Here is a 17,947-nt window from a genome sequence, read left to right as displayed (position 1 = left end):
TGTCCGACAACGACCCCGACGGTCGCATATCCGAACCCCGGCTACCACCCGGCCACCCAGGATTCGCCACCATCGTCACCCGCCCGGCCCCGCTCCCCCGACATGCCACGCCGACAACCCCGCAAACCATGCCACCCCATGATGCGAAACGAGGACCGGCGGTCACGGCTGACCCTGGCTTTCGGCGGCCAGCAGCGGTGCCCACATACGGCGGGCCAGGGCACCGAAGCGGGTGATTTCGCCGGGTTCGCCGGGGGGTGCGGGGGCTTCGGTGAGGTGTTCGAGACGGGGGGCAGGGCCCCAGACATAGCGGAGGTGGCGGTCGGTGTGGTCGCCGAAGGGGCCCGGACCGTTAGGGCCGCCGTTGAATTCGCGTTCGGCGGCGGCACAGGCTTCGTCGACGGTGGAGCCGCGGAAGCGGCGGTCGGCGTAGGCGGCGGTGGCTCCCGGGGCGATCGGGAGAGGTTCGGTGAGGCCGGCGTCGCGCAGTTTCACCAGTTCCCGCAGCACCGTCAGAGCGGCAGGCGCGTCGGGGGCGGTGAGCACGGAACGCCATGCGGGGCGGCCGAATTGGCCGCGGCCGGTGGTCACCGCGCGCCACGAGCGGTCCTCGCTGACCGCCAGTGCCAGCAGCGACACCCATGCAGCGATGCGGTGTTTCGGTGCGAGCCGGGAGAACGTGGTGCGGACCAGGGTTTCGCCACGCACCTCCGGCACCGTCCCGGTGAGCCTGCGGCCGTTGCCGAGATCGATCGCGATGTCGACAGCACGCGCCGATCCCTGATATTCCGGCAGCGATGCGCGGACCAGTTTGTCGACGGTGTTCTCGACCTCGTCGAGAACGGCGGCGCCGAAACCGAACGGTGGCAGCGTGCCGCGCCGCCACTCCGCAGCACGAAGACCGGCCAGATCGGCGCCGGTCAGCCGGGCGGCAAGCAGGCGTTCGCCCAGTTCCCATTTCGTGAGTCCGTCGAGTTCGATGGGCAGCCGATCGGCGATGTCCTCGTCGTGCTCGGGCACGCGCAGGCCGAGACGCTGCCACAGGAACGCGCGGATCGGGTGTTCGACGAACGAAATCAGGTCCGCGAGTGCGACATCGGTGAAATCGACAGCGGGCAGCGGTCCGGCGAGGAACGCCGGGCGCGGCTGCGCGGCACCGCCTGCGGCCTGCGCGCCGGCCAAGGCGACCGTGTCGAAGCTGAAAGGCTGCTCCGCCAGAAAGTTACGTCGATCGAAGGCCTGCAGTGGATGCCGGGTCACCACTGACGACATGCCGTCGACGCCGACATACGCCCGAATCGCGTCGAGCAGTTCGGCAACCGGAATCGCAGGGGGCCGGTACGCGCCGGTAACCGGGTCGGCGCCGGTGTGGAACACCAGCAACCGCTCGCGTGCCGCCATGATTGCGTCCAACAGCAGCTGGCGGTCTTCGCTGCGCGGATCCCGTTCGCCGAGTAGTGGATTACGGGCAAGCACGTCGTCGCCGTCGACGCCGCTGGTCCGCGGGAACACCTCATCGTCCAGGCCGAGCAGCACCACAACGCGGTGCGGCACCGACCGCATCGGCACCAAAGTGCAGACCGTCAGTTCGCCGGTGCGGAAATTGGCACGCGTCGGCCGGGCCGCGAGCCGTCCGGCCAGCAGTACGCCGATATCGGCCAGCCGCAGCGACACACCGCCGGCATACTCGGTGGCGGCGGCCAGCTCGCGACGCGCCTCGGTGCGCACCCACGCCTGGCTGTCGGGCACATCGGTGAGCAGGTCGAGGCAGCGACCGAGCACCGTCGCCCATTCGTGGGCGGGTCGAGGCCCGCGCAGGTCGCGCAGACAGACGGCGAGCCGGTCGATGAATTCCGCGAACCGGCCCGCGAGATCGATGTCGTTGCTGTCCACGTCGTCCAGCGGCAGCGCCAGATCCAGCCAGTCCTCCGATGATTCGTCCGCGGTGACGCCGAGCAGGATCCGGTCCACCGCGCTGTTGAGGGTGTTCTGCGCGAAGTCGGCAAGCCCGAACGCCTGCCGCTGCCGCTGCCCGATCCCCCACCGCGCTCCCGATTCCGCCGCCCACTCGCGCAACCGCTCGATATCATCGTCGTCGAATCTGCAACGGCGCCGGACGGTTTCGGAAGCGGCCAAGTCCAGCACCTGAGTCACCGTCACCCGCCCGTCGGCCAGTTCGAGCAGCACCTCGATCACCGCGAGCAGCGGATTGGTGACCCCGCGCCCACGATCGGCGAGCCGCACCCGCAACCGGTGCGCCGGATGCGCCGAATCCGCAACCGTCTCACCCGAACCCGACGTCCGCTGCCCGAACGCGGCCCGAACCAATGGCGCATACGCCTCGACTTCGGGGCACATGATCAGCACGTCGCGCGGCTCCAAGGTGGGATCGGAGGCGAACACCCCGAGCAAGCATTCCCGCAGCACCTCCACCTGACGTGCGGGGCCGTGGCACGCATGCACCTGGATGCTGCCGTCGCCGGCGACTCCGAGACCCGAGGTCGGTGGCCAGACATCATCACGAATCCCGGCCTGCATCGCACCCAATAGTGTCAGTGGTGCGGTGTCCTCCGGGTGGTGGACATCGGTGGCGACGACGCCGGCCACCCGCTGCTGGAGTTCACGCACGTCGCGGGCGAGCCCCGCCAGCAGCGGATGCCGAGTGACCGTCGCGCCGACATCGTCGACGCGGGCAACGGCAACCGGCCGCTCGGCCACTTGCGACCACATGGCCGGACTGGGGTGGGCCAGCCACAGATGGATGTCGCGCCCGGCGGCCAATGCCGACAGCACCGCGAGCTGATCGCTCGGCAATCTGGTCACGCCGAACAGCGACAGCCGGACCGGAAGATCGACCAGTTCGGGCTGCGCACGCAACCGGTCGCACGCGGCCGCAAGACGCTCGGCGGGGCTGAGCGCACCGACTTCGGCCCGCAACCGACGCCACAGCGCCGGCTGCCACACCAGATCGTCGGGCACCGGATCGCCGGCGCCGTCGGTGTCGGCACCCGCCGCCCACTCCGTGATGAGCGCCGGGCGCTGTGCCGCGTAACTGTCGAACAGCGCGGCCAAGTGCGCGGCGGTGGCGTAGCGGCGACCCACGCGATGGTCGCCTCCGACGGGATCGTTGGCACCCAGGTGCCGGGCAAGCACCGCCGACCACGGTTCGGACAGCGACGCGTCGATCACCCGCAGCAACGTCCACACCACACGCTCGGACGCCCACGGATCGTCCTCGGGTCGCACTCCGCTCGCTGCGGCAAGCGACGCGGCGACCAGCGCGGCAGGCGACGGGAATTCGATATTCGCCGCGACACCATCGGTCCGCGCCGATCCGCCGACGCCGAGCACCGTCGACAACCGCTGTGCCAGCCAGCGCTCCACCCCTTTGGCGGGCACCGCGACCACCTCTGCGGCGAACGGATCGGGCAGCGGCACGGCCAGCATCGCAGCCAGCGAATCCGCCAGGGCGTCGGAGCGCTCGGCACGGTGGATGTGCAGCGGCATCTACGCCCTCTCGTCGGGTCCGGATTCTGTGTCGAAACGCCTCGGGCTTCGTGCACTTTTATACGCCCAGCGATCGGTACGCAATTTCGGCACCCCAGAAGCCCGAGAGTGAAATAAGCCACACACGAACGATTTACTTCGCCGTGTCACCTCGGATCGAGTGCCTCGATGTGCAACAGTGCTCAACCGGGGAGGAACGGGAGACTGCACGAAAGGCTGGTTCGCGTTTCATGGTTGCGATGGTGATTCCCCTTGTTCCGAGAGGCGGGTTCACAGTCCGCCGAGTCGGAGACAGATGGGAGCTGGTCAACTCGCGCTCATATGGCCGCACCTGTGTCTTACATTCCTGGCCACGCGATAGTCACTCCGAGGCCTTTGCGCACTGCTACCGGCTCAACGGACGAACCGTCGAAGAATTGCGCGCAGCCTTCCGCTGATCGACCCGCTGCGAAAGACACTGCACGGCAAGCGCGCAACGTTCGCAGTAGCACAGTCGCCAGCCCAGCTCAAGACGTGCGCCCAGCGCGCCGATGTGCCATCGTGTTCCCTCGTGCGTTACCCCTTGGCCGTCACCCGGGCCGTTCCCCGCGTGGCCGCATCAACCTGTGTCCTTGCTGCCGCGGCGATCTTGATACCGAGCGTACCTGCGCTGTTACCGATCGCGAACGCCGCGCCGCCCGCGCATATGCAAGGCTGCCTGCCCGGCTTCGACTGCGATATGAGCAACCGGATCGCGGCCGTGGACGCCTACTTGAGCGGTCGGCCCGGCGTCACCGGCTACGTGGTGCGCGATCGAGCCAGCGGCGGGGTGTACGCGAACGAGAATGCCGAGAACTCGGTCTGGACCGCCTCGACCATCAAGCTCGCGATTGCCGAGGACCTGCTCAATCGCGCGCGGGTCGGCGCGATCGACCTCACGCCAGGCGATCGCGGACTGATGGAGTCGATGCTGGCGACCTCCAACGACGCCGCCGCCGATTTCCTCTGGAACAAGTACGCGGGCTTCGACCGGATGGCCTACAACAATGCCTTCCGCGCCAACGGCATGGTTACCCTCGTCCCGCTACCAACAACCACCGCGTTGTTCCCGGACTGGTCCTTCCAGAAGTGCACGGCTGCCGACCTGGACCGGTTGATGGACAACATTTTCACACGTATGCATCCCGACGACCGCAACTATCTCTTCGACCGGATGCGCTCGGTGGATATGAACCAGCACTGGGGTGTGTGGGGCGCAGGTCCGAAGATGCAACCGGGGCTGAAGAACGGCTGGTCTGCCGAGCAGGGTGGCTGGGTGGTGAATTCGGTCGGCTTCGCAGGCCCCGGCGAGCGCTACACCCTGGCGATCATGAGTTCGCTCGGCGACGCCGGCGGCTACACCGAAGGCGCCGAGACCGACACCAAGGTTGCGGAGCTCCTTTTCTCCGGGCGCTGACCACCCCCAACCGCGCAGCAGCCGACGACCGCTGCTTGCTGCTGCGCGGTCCCGTCACAGGCGGCGTAGATCGACCGGAGCGCCGTCTCTCGGAAACGGAATGGTCGAGAAACCCCAGGGCATTCGATAGTCCTCGGGGATCGTCCACTCGTATGCACGCACCAGTGCGGCGATGATCGTTTTCACCTCGAAGGTGCCGAAGTGCATGCCGATGCACTTGTGTGCGCCCGCACCGAACGGCAGCCAGGCGAGGCGGTGCGACTTGTCTTCCCGGCGATGTTCGGCAAAACGCTCGGGGTCGAACCGCTCGGGCCTCGTCCACAGCTCCGGCAGCATATGGTTGACGCTGTAGGCGAGATCGCAGGGCGTGCCCGCCGGAATGTAGCGGCCCGCGATTTCGGTGTCGCGCACCGCCCGCCGCACCAGACCGGGCACCGGCGGCACCAACCGCAGACTCTCCTTGATCACCAGGTCGAGATCGTGCATCCGGTCCAGATCCGCGATCGTCGGTGCGGCACTGCCGGTTTCGTGATCGATGGCCAACACTTCGGCACGCACGCGCTGCTGCCATTGCGGATGTTTACCCAGGTAGTAGGCGACCGCTGTGGCCGTCGTCGTGGTGGTGTCGTGGGCGGCCATAATCAGGAAGATCATGTGGTTCACCACATCGGCGTCGCTGAATTCCGCGCCGTCCTCGGTGCGCGCATGGCACAGACCAGAGAAGAAGTCCGGTGATTCGGTGCGCCGCTTCTGCGGCAGCATCGCCGTGAAGTAATCCGCCAGCACCTTGCGGCCATGCAGACCCGCACGCCAATGCCCGCCGGGGACCGGATGACGGATGATCGAGAGCCCGGCGTGCGTGCAGTCGAGGAAGGCACCCAGCAGCATGCGGCGTTGGGCTCCCACATCGACGGCCATGAAGGTCTCCCCCGCGATCTCGAGGGTCAGTTCCTTGATCGTCGGGTACAGCTTGACCGTCCTGCGGGTCTCGCCGTGCGGAACCCAGCGCCCGATTGCCTCGCTGGCCACCGGCGTCAGCGCGGTCAGATGGGCCTCCAGCCGGTCCCTGGTGAACGCCTGCTGCATGATCCGGCGATGGAACATGTGCTCCTCGAATTCGAGCAGCAGCAGACCGCGCCCGAAGAACGGGCCGATGAAGTAGTTCCACCCCTGACCGAAATCGCGGCGGCGCCTGCCGAGCACCTCGTCGATCGCATCGGGTCCGCAGACCAGCACCCGATCGATACCGAGGGAGCTGTTGAGTGACACCGGGCCGTAGCGGCGATAGCGGTTCATCATCTCCGCCGGACCCCAGCGCAGATAATGCAGTCCGCGCCCGAAATAGGGCAGACCCGCGTCGCCGTCGACCGCGGTGGTCGCGCTGCCGCGGGGCGGTGAGGCGAGGACTCTGCGGCGCTCCGGAACGCGTCGCAATGCGCGATCGATGAGGTGCCCATCAGGGATATCGATCAACGAAGCATTCTCGGATTCAGGCTGTGCGCTGGGCTTTCGGCCGACGACACGGTCGCGGGCAACCATGGCATACCTCCCTGAACGACAGCATCTATCGTATTCTCTTTCTCACATTCATTCGGTCGGTTCGCCCCATCAACGCTCCACCCGGCGGATCGGCGGCAGGGTGGTATCGCTTCGCAGCACAGCAGGAACCGGGATCTCGCCGTGACGGTCGAGTCGGCGCCGACTACCGTAAGGCGGGTCAACAACGTTCGTGGGGCCAAGCCCAGGTCTGTCGAGGAGCAGGACGATGAGCACTGAGTCTGTCGAGAACCGTCGTCATCGGGTGGTGGTTATCGGCTCCGGCTTCGGCGGCTTGTTCGGAACCAAGCACCTCAAGCACGCCGATGTGGACGTCACCCTGATCTCCAAGACCTCCACCCACCTCTTCCAGCCGCTGCTCTACCAGGTGGCCACCGGCATCCTCTCGGTGGGCGAAATCGCGCCGGCCACCCGCCTGGTCCTGCGCAAGCAGAAGAACGCGCAGGTGCTGCTCGGCGATGTCATCGATATCGACCTGCAGGCCAAGACGGTGACCTCGCAACTGCTCAACCAGAACACCCTCACCGAGTTCGACAGTCTGATCGTGGCGACCGGCGCGCAGCAGTCCTACTTCGGCAACGACAAGTTCGCCACCTACGCGCCGGGCATGAAGACCATCGATGACGCACTCGAGCTACGCGCGCGCATCCTGGGCGCGTTCGAAGGGGCCGAACTGGCCACCACGCAGGAAATGCGGGACCGGCTGCTCACCTTCGTGGTGGTGGGCGCCGGACCCACCGGTGTCGAATTGGCGGGCCAGATCGCCGAGCTCTCCGATCGCACGCTCGAAGGCACGTTCCACAACATCGATCCGCGTGACGCGCGAGTCGTCCTGCTCGAAGGCGCGGGCGCGGTGCTCGGCCCGATGGGCCCGAAGCTGGGCGGCAAGGCGCAGCGGCGGCTCGAGAAGATGGGCGTCGAGATCCAGCTCAATGCCATGGTGACCGATATCGACGCGCACGGCGTCACGGTGAAGGACTCCGACGGCACCGTTCGCCGCATCGAGTCCTCCTGCAAGGTGTGGTCGGCCGGCGTCCAGGGCAGCCCGCTCGGCAAGATGCTCGCCGAACAGTCCGAGGGCACCCAGGTCGATCGCGCCGGGCGGGTCATCGTCGAACCCGACCTCACCATCAAGGGCTACCCGAACGTTTTCGTCGTCGGCGACCTGATGTCGGTGCCGAACGTGCCCGGCATGGCGCAGGGCGCGATCCAGGGTTCGACCTATGCGGCCAAGCAGATCAAGGCCGGCCTGAAAGGCCAAGCGCCGCAGGATCGCAAGCCGTTCAAGTACTTCAACAAGGGCAGCATGGCGACGGTGTCGCGGTTCAGCGCCGTCTGCCAGATCGGCAAGCTGGAGTTCGGCGGGTTCATTGCCTGGCTGGCCTGGCTCGCGCTGCACCTCTACTACCTGGTCGGCTACCGCAGCCGGATCATCACCGTCATCCAGTGGTTCGTGACCTTCCTCGGGCGCAGCCGCGGCCAGATGGCGGCGACCGAGCAGTGGGTGTTCGCCCGGCTCGCTCTCGAGACGGTCAACGCCGACGAGGAGGATGCCGACGAGCTCGCGGCCGCGCTCGGCGCGCCGCCTGCCGAGAACGGCAAGACCGTGGAGAAGGCCAAGGCCCTCGACAAGGCGGAGAAGGCGGCAGCCGACCGCAGGGCAGGCTGAGGGGATGGCCGCGGCCGATCAGCGTCACTGTTCGGCTCGCCCACGTTTTTGCTTTCACGATCTCCGCGGCAGCCGTCGGTGCGGCAGCCGGTGCCGCAATGGATGCGATCAACGCCTTCCACGCACCCTCACGGATCGTCGGCGACTGATCGAGCTCGAACCGGAAGGGTGGGAACTCGACGACGCTGTCGAGTTCCCACCCTTCTCTTATGTCCCATCTCGCGCTCGGCTAACCACATCGACCGCACATTCTTCGCGCGGGGATATCGGCGACTCTCGCTCGGCTGGAGGGGAACACCGCCAGAGCCGGCACCCGGACGAGACCAGCACGTCGAGCAGCGCCGCGCGATAGCAACTCTTCAGTAATCAACGGACTCCAGTCCGCTGCGCGGGATTCATCAGTCGGCGAGCAGCGACCCGACTCGGGTGAACAGCGTGCCGCCGGCGGCCAACGGTAGGCGGCACGCGGTCAAACCGGTTGTCTCGACCGGACGATCGTCGGGATAGACGAGCTCACTGTCCAACGCGCGCGGCGCGGCGAGTCCATCGTCGGCCGCGCCACCCGCGCCGAGTGCCAAGCGGTGCCGAAGTAGCGGAAGGTCGCCGATGTCGGCGATCACATCGCCGCGCCAGCCACCGCCGTCTTCGCCGACCCTGCCGATCTGCACCCGTTCGCGCAACCGCAACCAGGCACCGGTCGCCAAACAGACGGTGGTGACAGCGTGATGGTGTGCGCCGCCCGCCACGATCGTCGGCTCCGGCTCGAAGTCCAGCTCGCCCCCCGCCGCGACCTCGAAACGCCACCGCGCGTTCGATCGCGGGGTCGCGGCGCTGGGCAGCGCGATGGTCGCCGCCACGGAGCGGACCACCAATCGTGCGCCGGGGCCGACCGTGATCGCAATATCGAGCTCGTCACCGCCGAGTGGGGTGGCGGCGGTACCGATCATGTGCACCGTGTCGGGACCGGTGCGCCGCGCCGTCAGCCCGCCGCTGGCATGGATCTCCGGCAGCGAGCCGACGGCCGCGACGATGCGCAATTCAGTGCGCAATGGCCGATTCGGCAGCGCCGGGCTGGTAATCCTGTTCGGCGATCCCCCGTAATTGCTCGCGCACCCAGGCGAGCACCGGGGTTGCCGCCGGATCGTCGGTGAGCGAAATCATTGCCGTCCGGCGTCCCTCGCGCACCTTCGCCGCGTCGCGCTCCATGACGCCGAGGTCGGCGCCGACCAGCGGGGCGAGATCAGTCTTGTTGATCACCAGCAAGTCCGAGAAAGTGACGCCGGGGCCGCCCTTGCGCGGCACCTTGTCGCCGCCCGCGACATCGACGACAAAGATCTGCACGTCGATCAGGCCGGAGGAAAACGTCGCGGTGAGGTTGTCGCCGCCGGATTCCACCAGGATCAGATCGAGCGGCGGGTTCGCCGCGATCAGATCGTCGATGGCATCGAGGTTCGCGGTGATGTCGTCGCGAATGGCGGTGTGGGGGCAACCACCGGTCTGCACCGCGGCGATCCGCTCGTCCGGCAATACCGCGTGCCCGCGCAGGAAGTCCGCATCCTCGGTGGTGTAGATGTCGTTGGTCAGCACCGCGAGCGACAGCTCGTCACGCAGCTGCCTGCACAGCGCGGCAACCAGCGCGGTCTTGCCGGAACCGACCGGTCCTCCGATGCCGATGCGCAGCGCCTCCCCCGCCGTGCGGGCACGCTTGGGCCGATCGTGGGTGTGAGCGTGCGGTTCGCCATCGATCAGATGTGGGGGCATGAGTAAGGATCTCCTTGTCTCGGGTACGGCGCGTTCAGCTGGCGAACAGCGGCATTTCCCGTTGCGCGTGGCGTTGGGCAAGCACGTCCTGCAATGGATCCGACAGTGCCGCGAGTCCGGTCGCGGCCTCGGCGGCGGTTCGATCGCACAGATCAGCGAGCCGGACCGTGCATGCGGCAATGGCAGCCGGATCCAAGGCGAGCAGTCGCTGAGCGGCGGTAGCCGCGCCGGTCAGTGTCGTGTAAAGGACGACACCCGCAGTCTCCAGCGGCGTGACCTCGCAGGCCGCACCGACCATGCCGAACACCGTGGACAGATGCGGACGCGACCCGACGGCGACCCAATCATGTTGCGGCCAAATCTGTTTGGCTAGACGCAGGAGACCGCGGCCCTGTGCGCGCGAGGCCGTGCGTGCACCGGGCGCGGGCGTCCTCGCATCGGCCTCGGCCTCGGCACGCACCGGCTCGAGCGCACCCGAGCACACCGCCGCCGCCAACGACGCGGCAACCAGTCCGGCGGTGCGTATCCGACGACATAGGTAAAGCTCCACCGTCGCGACATCGCGCACGAGCCCGGAAGCAACCGCCTCCTCGACGCCGCCGGAGTGCACATGCCCGCCGATCGGCAGCCGTGAATCGGCGAGCGTGAAAAGCATCGCCAGGCTGGTAGCTCGCTCGGCGGATCGTGGCATTCGTCGATCCTATGCCTCGCGTGTCGCAGCCGACTCCCGGCGCTTTCCACACCGACGACGGTCAGCGGCGAAAGGCGCGTTCCATGAACCGCTGGGCTCGGCCACGGGTCAGGTCCGACCAGGCTTGCACGCCGGACGACCACCATGGAGCGATCTCGCGGGGCTTCGTGGTGATCGCGTGACAGACGAGGTCGGAGGCTTCGTCGACAGTGAGGCCGGGGACGCGGCTGAAGTCGGTGGGTGCGCTCATCCGGGTGTGGACGAGGGGCATGTAGATCGAGGTGATGGTGACCTTGTCGGCGGCGATTTCGGCGGCGACGCTGCGCAGCCAGACGTCGAAGGCGGATTTCGAGGCGCCATACGCCGCCCACCTCGGTGCGGGCGGCATCAGCACACCCCAGGTGGAGATGTTGACGATGTGGCCCTGCCTGCGTTCACGCATACTCGGCAACAGCGTCAGCAGCAGCTTCACCGGGCCGAGGTAGTTCACGTCGATGGTGCGGGTGAAATCGTGAAAGCGATCATAGGATTCGTCGATCGAGCGGCGAATCGACTTGCCCGCATTGTTCACCAGCACGTCGATGTGCCCGTGCGCGTCGAGCAGTTCGCGGCCGAGTCGCTCGACAGCGTCCATGTCGGTCATATCCGCGGGGTACACGTGTGCGGTGCCACCCGCTGCGGCGATCTCGGCGGCTACCTGTTCGAGGTCCGGGCGCGAACGCGCCACCAGCAGCACGATCGCACCTGCCGCTCCCAGCTTGTGGGCGCTGGCCTTCCCGATGCCGTGCGACGCGCCGGTCACCAGGACGATCCGGCCGGAGACCTCCGCACGCAACGTCGTCTCGCGCGGCCGTGAGGTCGGGTAGAGCAGTCGGCTCGCGATCCGCTCGGCGAGCGGCCGTCCATTGCCGGTGGCCGGTGTCTCGTTCACACACTCGACTGTATTGGCCGAGGGGCCACTGCACATCCGGTATCGACGGCCGACATGATCAACCGCCGTTCCGATCCGCTGCGGCAGGCCCTATCGACTCACTCCCGCGCGCGGGCAGTCGACGGAGCCGCGCCATCCTTCGGCGTGATCAGCGATGCTGCCGCGGAGCGAAATAGGCCACGATTGCCATGACAACCAACAGCACAGCACCGACCGACGTCGCCACATGCATGCCGGCGACGAACGACTCGCGAGCGGAGTCGATCAGGGCGGTGTTGCCGTCGGACCGCTGAATGGTCTCGCCCAGCGTGGCGGAGTAGTCCCCACCCGACCGGAAGACCAGGGCCGCAACCGAACCCAGCAGCGCGAGGCCGAGGGCATTGCCCAGCTCGAAGCTGGTCTCGGAGATGCCGACAGCCGAGCCGGCCCGCTCCGGCGGCACCGAGGAGACCGCGACCTCGGACACCATGGTGAAGGCAAGGCCGTAGCCGATGCCGGCAATCGTGGATCCGATGAGATACCACGCGAGGCCGCTGTCTACGCCGACACCGAGCAGCAGCAGATTACCGACCGCCGAGGCCAGCAGGGCGAATACGAAGGAACTCCGGACACCGAAGCGCCGGGCCACACGGGCGCCGCCCATCGAGAACACGAACACCGCCACCGCCATGGGGATGCCGAACATGGCTGCCGCCAGGGGGTCTCGCCCGGTGACCGACTGCAGATAGACGCTGGTGAGGTAACTCATCGCGGCCAGCGACATCATGCCGGTCAGGCTGGAGCCGATCGCGACAGAGAACTGGGCACGACGGAACAAACGCAGATCGAGCAGCGGTTCGGCCAGCTGCCGCTGCCGCCGCACGAAGATGGTCAGCAATGCCACGCCGACCACCCCGATGGCGAGTGCCTTTACATCCAGACCTTCGGCCGCAAGGTGCTTGATCGCGTACACCATCGGCAGAATGCCGCCGATCGACAGCACGACGCTCGGGATGTCCAGCGGGCCGAGCACAACGGCGCGGTGCTCCGGCAGCAGGAACGGGCCGAAGGCGAGCAGGATCAGCAGCACCGGGATGTTGATGAGAAAGACCGAGCCCCACCAGAAATGGTGCAGCAGCAGGCCGCCGAGGATTGGCCCGACGGCCGAGCCGCCAGCGAAGAAGGCGGTCCACACGCCGATGGCGGCGGCGCGCTCACGAGCATTCGGGAAGAGGCTGGAAATCAGGGCGAGGCTCGAGGGCAGCAGCGTCGCGCCACCCACACCCATCAGTGCGCGCGCGGCGATCAGCACACCCGCGCTCGGCGCGAAGGCGGCGATGATCGATGCCACGCCGAAGACCGAGGCGCCGACGAGCAGGATATTGCGCCGTCCGATTCGGTCGCCGAGATTGCCCATGGTGATCAGCAGGCCCGCGATCAAGAAGCCGTAGATATCGAGGATCCACAGCTGCTGAGTGGCCGACGGGTCGAGGTCGAGGGTGAGGGTCGGCATGGCGAGGAACAGCACCGAGATGTCCATCGACACCAGCAGCACCGGCAGCAAAAGCACCGCAAGACCCAGCCAGGCTCGGCGCGAGCCGGCCGGTAGCGGCGCCGTTGCCAGCCGCACTGCCTGCACCTCTGTCATTCCAACACCTCAGTCGATTCGATTCCCGTGTCGCGTACGCCGTACGCACAAGCTCGGGTACAGTGTACGCAACCGAGCCGGGAACTGGAAGCGAGTCATAGGATGACTGAGCCGAAGCTCACCAAATCCGCCATCGTCGACACCGCCATCACCTTGGCCGACGCCGGCGGTTTGGATGCGCTGTCGATGCGCCACATCGCCGAGCGCATGGGCGTCGGCGCCATGTCGCTCTACCGGCACGTCGCGAACAAGGACGAGCTGCTCGCCGCAATGACCGACGAGGTCGCACGCCGCAATCCGTACCCGTCACCAGAAGGCAGGAACTGGACCTGGCGCGACCGGGTCCGCATCGCCGCCGAGATCGATTGGGCGCTCTACCAACAGCATCCGTGGGTGCTACTCACCTTCGCGATGCCCCGCTACAGCTTCGGCCCACAGAGCCTGGCATGCCTGGCGTGGCTCGTCGAGGGGCTGCGCGAGCTGAACGTCTCGGCCCGCGAGGCAACCACCATGGCCTTCACGGTGTGGAACTACATCTCCGGCGCAACCTTGCCGCAGATCAGCGGCGCCCTGTTCGCCCGCGACGGAATCAACCCCGAAGGGGACAACGGACTGCGCGCCTTGCTGCAAGGAAAGTCACAGCAGCCGGTTCCGCCCGCACTCGCCGAACTGGACGGCATCGGCGTGAGCGACCTGACCTCCGAGGACCTGCTCTACCTCGGGCTATCCGCACTCTGCGACGGCTTCGAGGCGCGCGCCAAGAGGTGACACTGCATGTCGGACGCCACCTGGTAGACCCTCGCCGGCACCCCTTATGCATGCACCATCGAGGCCCCCGTAGTAGTCACCCTCAGCTGCGCACACGTGTGCACCCACTCGAGAGCCAGCATCTTCGCCCATGCGCGCACTTCACTACCCGAGCGGCGAACACGGACCTCCCCGTCCTTGCCGCGCCCGGCTCGGCCGGGCGTTAGGCGGGTTGCCCGACAATTAAGTGCGTTGATGCGCATATCTACGTATGGTGATCAATTTGATCACGCTTACCTGCCTACGCCGCCAGCGGCTCGTCGTCGCACGGCGCATGTGCAATTGACCTGAACCACGGTTGATGTTGAAGAGTGGGTCGCGACCACCCCGCGAACAGGAGTCCCCGTGCACGCCATCCAACTTCACGCCTTCGGCCCCGCCGAGAACCTCCGCTACGAGAAGGTCCCGGATCCGGAACCCGGACCGGGCCAAGTGCGCATTGCGGTGGCGGCAGCCGGTGTCCACATGATCGACACCGCCATCCGGAGCGGTGCGCAAGGCCCGGTCCCCCTCCCCGAATTGCCTACTGTCCCTGGGCGCGAGGTCGCCGGGACCGTCGACCAGATCGGTCCCGACGTCGACACCGCATGGCTCGGCAAACAGGTCGTCGCGCATCTCGGCACTGTGCCCGGCGGCTACGCCGAGTTCGCAGTGACGGAAGCCGCTCGGCTGCACGAGATTCCCGAGAATATCGATCCGGCGGCGGCGGTCGCCGTCATCGGCACCGGCCGCACCACGATGGGCATCCTACAGTTCGCCGAGCTCGGCCCGGACAGCGTTGCAGTGGTGACAGCCGCCGCGGGCGGCATCGGGACACTGCTGGTCCAGTACGCCCGGAACGCCGGGGCCACAGTGGTCGGACTGGCCGGCGGGCCCGCGAAAGTCGAATTGGTGCAACGCAATGGCGCGGACATCGCCGTCGACTACACGCAGTCCGATTGGGTCGAGCAGGTCCGCGCACTGCTCGGCGACCGCAGTGCCACCATCCTTTTCGACTCGGTCGGCGGCGAAATCACCCGTGCCGCAGTAGATCTACTCGGCAAGGGTGGACAGCATCTCGTCTACGGCTGGTCCAGCAGAAAGCCCGGTGACCAGCCGTTCGCGTTCAGCGAGGAGGAGCTGGCCGAGCGTGGCATCACTTCGCAGATGGTCATCGGACCGCCGATGCTGCAGAGAGTCGGCGGCACCATCCGCATCCTCGAAGACCGCGCCCTCGCCGAGGCCGCCGCGGGCCGCCTGCGCCCGGCCGTCCAGCGCTTCGCGCTCGCCGACGCCGCGAACGCCCACCGCGCACTACAAACCCGCGCCACCGTCGGCAAAGTAGTCCTGATCCCCTGACCGCAACCCGCCTCGCGCGCGAACGGGACCTGACTGCGGCATCTTCCGAGAAGCCCTCCACCAGGTCCCGCTCGCGACGCTGCGACAGGGTTAGGTGGGTATTTGGGCGTTGACGACTGCGTAGACGAAGCCGTCCCAGCCTTTGGAACCCACGGTCTGCAGGACGGTTGCGTCCAGCTGCGGGTTGTTCGACAGGAGATCGATCAGATCACGGCTGGCTTGGACCGCCGGTTCGGTGGAGGCCCCGTCGGCCACCGCACCGTTGCGGACCACATTATCGACGATGATCACCGAATCGGGGCGGGTCAACCGCAGCGCCCACTGGACGTAGTTCGAGTTGTTCACCTTGTCGGCATCAATGAATACCAGGTCGAAAGGCTCAGGATCCTCGGCAGCCAGCACCGGCAAGCTGTCGAGTGCGGCACCGACCCGGATGTCGACCTGATCGCCCACCCCGGCGCGGTTCACGTTCCCGCGCGCCACCTCGGCATGGCGGGGTTCGAATTCGAGGGTGACCACCAATCCCTTCTCCCCCACCGCACGGGCCAGCCAAATCGTGCTGTACCCGCCGAGTGTGCCGATCTCGAGCACCCGCCGCGCACCGATCGACCGCGCGACCAGGTGCAGAAATTTCCCTTGCGCGGCGGACACATCGATGGCGGGCAGCCCTTCCGCCGCGTTCGTCGCCAACGCCGCCGCATCCCGGTCTCCCACCAGCCTGTCCACGAGATAGGTGTCAACATCGGCCCAGTCGAATGTCGTCATAGTCGCAGTCTGCCACCGCAACAGGATTGTCGCGGCTCGTGAACCCGGCCTGCCGATTTCGCGGCGCATGGTCTTGCGAGAGCCGCTGCGCAGCGAGTAACCTGCGTCACAATCGAGACTGCTGCGTCTCACTTTCGAACCGGCTCGCCGTGGCGTTGCCGGAATCCGACCGATCGGGAGTACAGCCATGACAACCCGCCGGATCCGTTGGCGCGCTGCCGCAATCACCGCCGGCCTTTTCGCGCTCGCCTCGACATTCCTCACGCCCGCCGCCGCAGCGCCCGTCGACGGCGGTGCGGAGTACGTGGCGCTGGGCGATTCCGGCGCGGCAACGACCGGAGTACAGAACTTCGATACCAGCGCTCCACCACAATGCGCCCGCTCGACCACCAACACCCCCAAGCTGGTCGCCAAAGACCTCGGCCTCCGGCTGGACGACCGGACGTGCAGCTCGGCCAAGATCACCGATCTCACCAACTCTCAAGGCCCCGGCATCACACCGCAATTCGAGGCCCTCGGCCCCGACACCAGACTGGTGACCCTCCACATCGGCGCCAACGACGCCCAGATGACCAAGCACGTCGTCACCTGCCACCTGGCCGGGATCGTCGGCGGAGCCTGCGTCGACCCCGCATGGGACGCCGACATCGACGCCATCGCGGCACCGTATTCCGCTGCCCTGCAGCAAATTTCGAACCTCGCCCCGAAGGCCGCCATCTTCGTGGACGGCTGGCCCCTTTATGTCCGCGACGGCGGCTGCCCCGAACTCCCCGGCCTGCGCCCCGCCGACGCCCGCTACGTCCAGGCCGAATTCGACCGTCTCAACACCGTCGTTTCCCGCGAGGCAACCGCCCGATCGGCGACCTATATCGACACCAAATCCCAAGCCGTCGGCCACGATATGTGCGCCCCCACCGGAGTCCGCTGGTTCGACCCCGTGCTCGCCACCGAAACCCTTGTCCCCTACCACCCGACGCTGCAAGGCATGCGCGGCGTCGCCGACATCATTGTTCAGGCGATCCGCTCGGCACGGTGACATCGGCCGCAGGCGTTGGCCCGGTTCTGTCGGGCCGTCACCGCAGCCGCGAGGTCGGGTCGGCACGGATCACGACCATGCCAGTGTCCACGAGCCGACAACGGACGACAGTTCTCGCCCCCGCCAGCCGGATCCTCGGAATATGTGGATCCGCGAGTTCAGCCGGACCGGCTCACTCCAACCAGGACTTGCGCTGGTAGTACAGGTCCTCTTCGCTGGGCTCGTCGGGGACGACGATGTCGTCGCGGTTGGGCTTGCGCGTCCCAGCAGGTGGGCGGCCCGACACCGACCCGGACGGTGATGGTGGGGCGACATCGAAGGTCGGCGATGGGGCGGGCGGCACAGGCGGCGGGATGTACGAGGGCGGCGCGGCGGTCGGGTCGGGGTCCGGGAACTTCTCGGCATACTGACTGATGATCGCTTGCCCTGCGCCATCTGCACCGACGGCGTTGTGGATCAAGTCGGTGACCTGGGTGCGCAGTTTCGCCTGGGCGCGACGGGTGCAGGCCATGAGTTCGGTGGAGAGGACGGCGGGGTCCATGCCGCGCGAACTGGGGGCGAGGTAGATGCCGGTGGTGACACCGTTGGCATCGACGGTGACACTGACGCGCTTATCCGCGGAGGTATCCGTCACGCTGACAGCGGCCATCCTGCCCTGCAGGTCCTGGTACTGCTGCGCTTTGCGCTCCAGATTCTCCGCCCACCGGGCCAGCTCATCGACCGCGCCACTGAGATCGTTGCTCACCGATGTCGTCCCCTTCGCTATGCGCCCGACCGCGCTGTTGGATGGGAACGAACTCGGAACGCCCCCGCCCCCACTCTG

The 17,947-nt window shown here is 67.2% G+C and carries 14 protein-coding genes; 5 read left to right on the top strand and 9 right to left on the bottom strand.

The genetic code is table 11. The features are described from left to right. Window positions 1-162: 162 nt before the first annotated feature. Entirely contained in the window at window positions 163-3,507 is a 3,345-nt protein-coding gene (recC, locus tag OHA42_RS21700; RefSeq protein WP_406229714.1) for an exodeoxyribonuclease V subunit gamma, read from the bottom strand. Window positions 3,508-4,057: 550 nt separating this feature from the next. Between recC and OHA42_RS21695 the strand changes: the two genes are divergently transcribed. After that, entirely contained in the window at window positions 4,058-4,942 is an 885-nt protein-coding gene (locus OHA42_RS21695) for a tat pathway signal sequence (RefSeq protein ID WP_406229713.1), read from the top strand. Window positions 4,943-4,996: 54 nt separating this feature from the next. On the opposite strand, the gene OHA42_RS21690 is transcribed toward OHA42_RS21695, so the two are convergent. Continuing rightward, the gene (locus tag OHA42_RS21690) at window positions 4,997-6,481 is read right to left on the bottom strand and encodes a cytochrome P450 (protein ID WP_406229712.1); all 1,485 of its coding nucleotides are present in this window, start codon (window positions 6,479-6,481) and stop codon (window positions 4,997-4,999) included. A gap of 226 nt (window positions 6,482-6,707) precedes the next feature. On the opposite strand from OHA42_RS21690, the gene OHA42_RS21685 reads away from it, so the two are divergent. Next, window positions 6,708-8,168: an NAD(P)/FAD-dependent oxidoreductase gene (locus tag OHA42_RS21685; RefSeq protein WP_406229711.1), complete on the top strand. Its 1,461-nt coding sequence runs from the start codon at window positions 6,708-6,710 to the stop codon at window positions 8,166-8,168. Window positions 8,169-8,566: 398 nt separating this feature from the next. On the opposite strand, the gene OHA42_RS21680 is transcribed toward OHA42_RS21685, so the two are convergent. The 5 genes from OHA42_RS21680 to OHA42_RS21660 all read right to left on the bottom strand — a co-directional run bounded on the left by OHA42_RS21680 (window position 8,567) and on the right by OHA42_RS21660 (window position 13,178). Further along, window positions 8,567-9,217 (bottom strand): urease accessory protein UreD, encoded by a 651-nt coding sequence (locus OHA42_RS21680; protein WP_406229710.1) that lies wholly within the window; start codon window positions 9,215-9,217, stop codon window positions 8,567-8,569. Further along, window positions 9,207-9,929, bottom strand: coding sequence for an urease accessory protein UreG (gene ureG / locus OHA42_RS21675; RefSeq protein ID WP_406229709.1), 723 nt, complete (start codon window positions 9,927-9,929; stop codon window positions 9,207-9,209). Before ureG ends, OHA42_RS21680 begins: the two co-directional genes overlap by 11 nt. A gap of 34 nt (window positions 9,930-9,963) precedes the next feature. Beyond that, window positions 9,964-10,620, bottom strand: a complete 657-nt coding sequence (locus tag OHA42_RS21670; RefSeq protein WP_406229708.1) for an urease accessory protein UreF — start codon at window positions 10,618-10,620, stop codon at window positions 9,964-9,966. 61 nt (window positions 10,621-10,681) lie between these two features. Continuing rightward, the gene (locus OHA42_RS21665; RefSeq protein WP_406229707.1) at window positions 10,682-11,551 is read right to left on the bottom strand and encodes an SDR family NAD(P)-dependent oxidoreductase; all 870 of its coding nucleotides are present in this window, start codon (window positions 11,549-11,551) and stop codon (window positions 10,682-10,684) included. Between the two features lie 148 nt (window positions 11,552-11,699). Further along, window positions 11,700-13,178, bottom strand: a complete 1,479-nt coding sequence (locus tag OHA42_RS21660; RefSeq protein WP_406229706.1) for an MFS transporter — start codon at window positions 13,176-13,178, stop codon at window positions 11,700-11,702. Window positions 13,179-13,280: 102 nt separating this feature from the next. Between OHA42_RS21660 and OHA42_RS21655 the strand changes: the two genes are divergently transcribed. After that, window positions 13,281-13,946 carry a TetR/AcrR family transcriptional regulator gene (locus OHA42_RS21655; protein ID WP_406229705.1) on the top strand — a complete coding sequence of 222 codons (666 nt, stop codon included), beginning with the start codon at window positions 13,281-13,283 and terminating at the stop codon, window positions 13,944-13,946. Window positions 13,947-14,330: 384 nt separating this feature from the next. Continuing rightward, window positions 14,331-15,323 carry a zinc-binding dehydrogenase gene (locus OHA42_RS21650; RefSeq protein WP_406229704.1) on the top strand — a complete coding sequence of 331 codons (993 nt, stop codon included), beginning with the start codon at window positions 14,331-14,333 and terminating at the stop codon, window positions 15,321-15,323. A 90-nt stretch (window positions 15,324-15,413) separates the two neighbouring features. Here the strand turns inward: OHA42_RS21650 and OHA42_RS21645 are convergent, their stop codons facing one another. Beyond that, window positions 15,414-16,088: an O-methyltransferase gene (locus OHA42_RS21645; protein ID WP_406229703.1), complete on the bottom strand. Its 675-nt coding sequence runs from the start codon at window positions 16,086-16,088 to the stop codon at window positions 15,414-15,416. 187 nt (window positions 16,089-16,275) lie between these two features. Between OHA42_RS21645 and OHA42_RS21640 the strand changes: the two genes are divergently transcribed. Next, window positions 16,276-17,124, top strand: coding sequence for an SGNH/GDSL hydrolase family protein (locus OHA42_RS21640; protein WP_406229702.1), 849 nt, complete (start codon window positions 16,276-16,278; stop codon window positions 17,122-17,124). 172 nt (window positions 17,125-17,296) lie between these two features. Here the strand turns inward: OHA42_RS21640 and OHA42_RS21635 are convergent, their stop codons facing one another. Further along, window positions 17,297-17,869, bottom strand: a complete 573-nt coding sequence (locus OHA42_RS21635) for a YbaB/EbfC family nucleoid-associated protein (RefSeq protein ID WP_406229701.1) — start codon at window positions 17,867-17,869, stop codon at window positions 17,297-17,299. Between the last annotated feature and the right edge of the window lie 78 nt (window positions 17,870-17,947).

This window comes from Nocardia sp. NBC_01009 (assembly GCF_045208035.1).
In the GTDB taxonomy this organism is placed as follows: Bacteria; Actinomycetota; Actinomycetes; order Mycobacteriales; family Mycobacteriaceae; genus Nocardia.
The sequence above is the reverse complement of the archived record's forward strand: the minus strand, read 5'-3'. Positions and strand labels throughout refer to the sequence as shown.

What these genes read in the sequence shown, in the direction of transcription:
- recC (WP_406229714.1), bottom strand. Translation starts at nt 3,507, where the DNA reads ATGCCGCTGCACATCCACCGTGCCGAGCGCTCCGACGCCCTGGCGGAT.
- OHA42_RS21690 (WP_406229712.1), bottom strand. Translation starts at nt 6,481, where the DNA reads ATGGTTGCCCGCGACCGTGTCGTCGGCCGAAAGCCCAGCGCACAGCCT.
- OHA42_RS21655 (WP_406229705.1), top strand. Translation starts at nt 13,281, where the DNA reads ATGACTGAGCCGAAGCTCACCAAATCCGCCATCGTCGACACCGCCATC.
- OHA42_RS21640 (WP_406229702.1), top strand. Translation starts at nt 16,276, where the DNA reads ATGACAACCCGCCGGATCCGTTGGCGCGCTGCCGCAATCACCGCCGGC.
- OHA42_RS21660 (WP_406229706.1), bottom strand. Translation starts at nt 13,178, where the DNA reads ATGACAGAGGTGCAGGCAGTGCGGCTGGCAACGGCGCCGCTACCGGCC.
- OHA42_RS21670 (WP_406229708.1), bottom strand. Translation starts at nt 10,620, where the DNA reads ATGCCACGATCCGCCGAGCGAGCTACCAGCCTGGCGATGCTTTTCACG.
- OHA42_RS21685 (WP_406229711.1), top strand. Translation starts at nt 6,708, where the DNA reads ATGAGCACTGAGTCTGTCGAGAACCGTCGTCATCGGGTGGTGGTTATC.
- OHA42_RS21645 (WP_406229703.1), bottom strand. Translation starts at nt 16,088, where the DNA reads ATGACGACATTCGACTGGGCCGATGTTGACACCTATCTCGTGGACAGG.
- ureG (WP_406229709.1), bottom strand. Translation starts at nt 9,929, where the DNA reads ATGCCCCCACATCTGATCGATGGCGAACCGCACGCTCACACCCACGAT.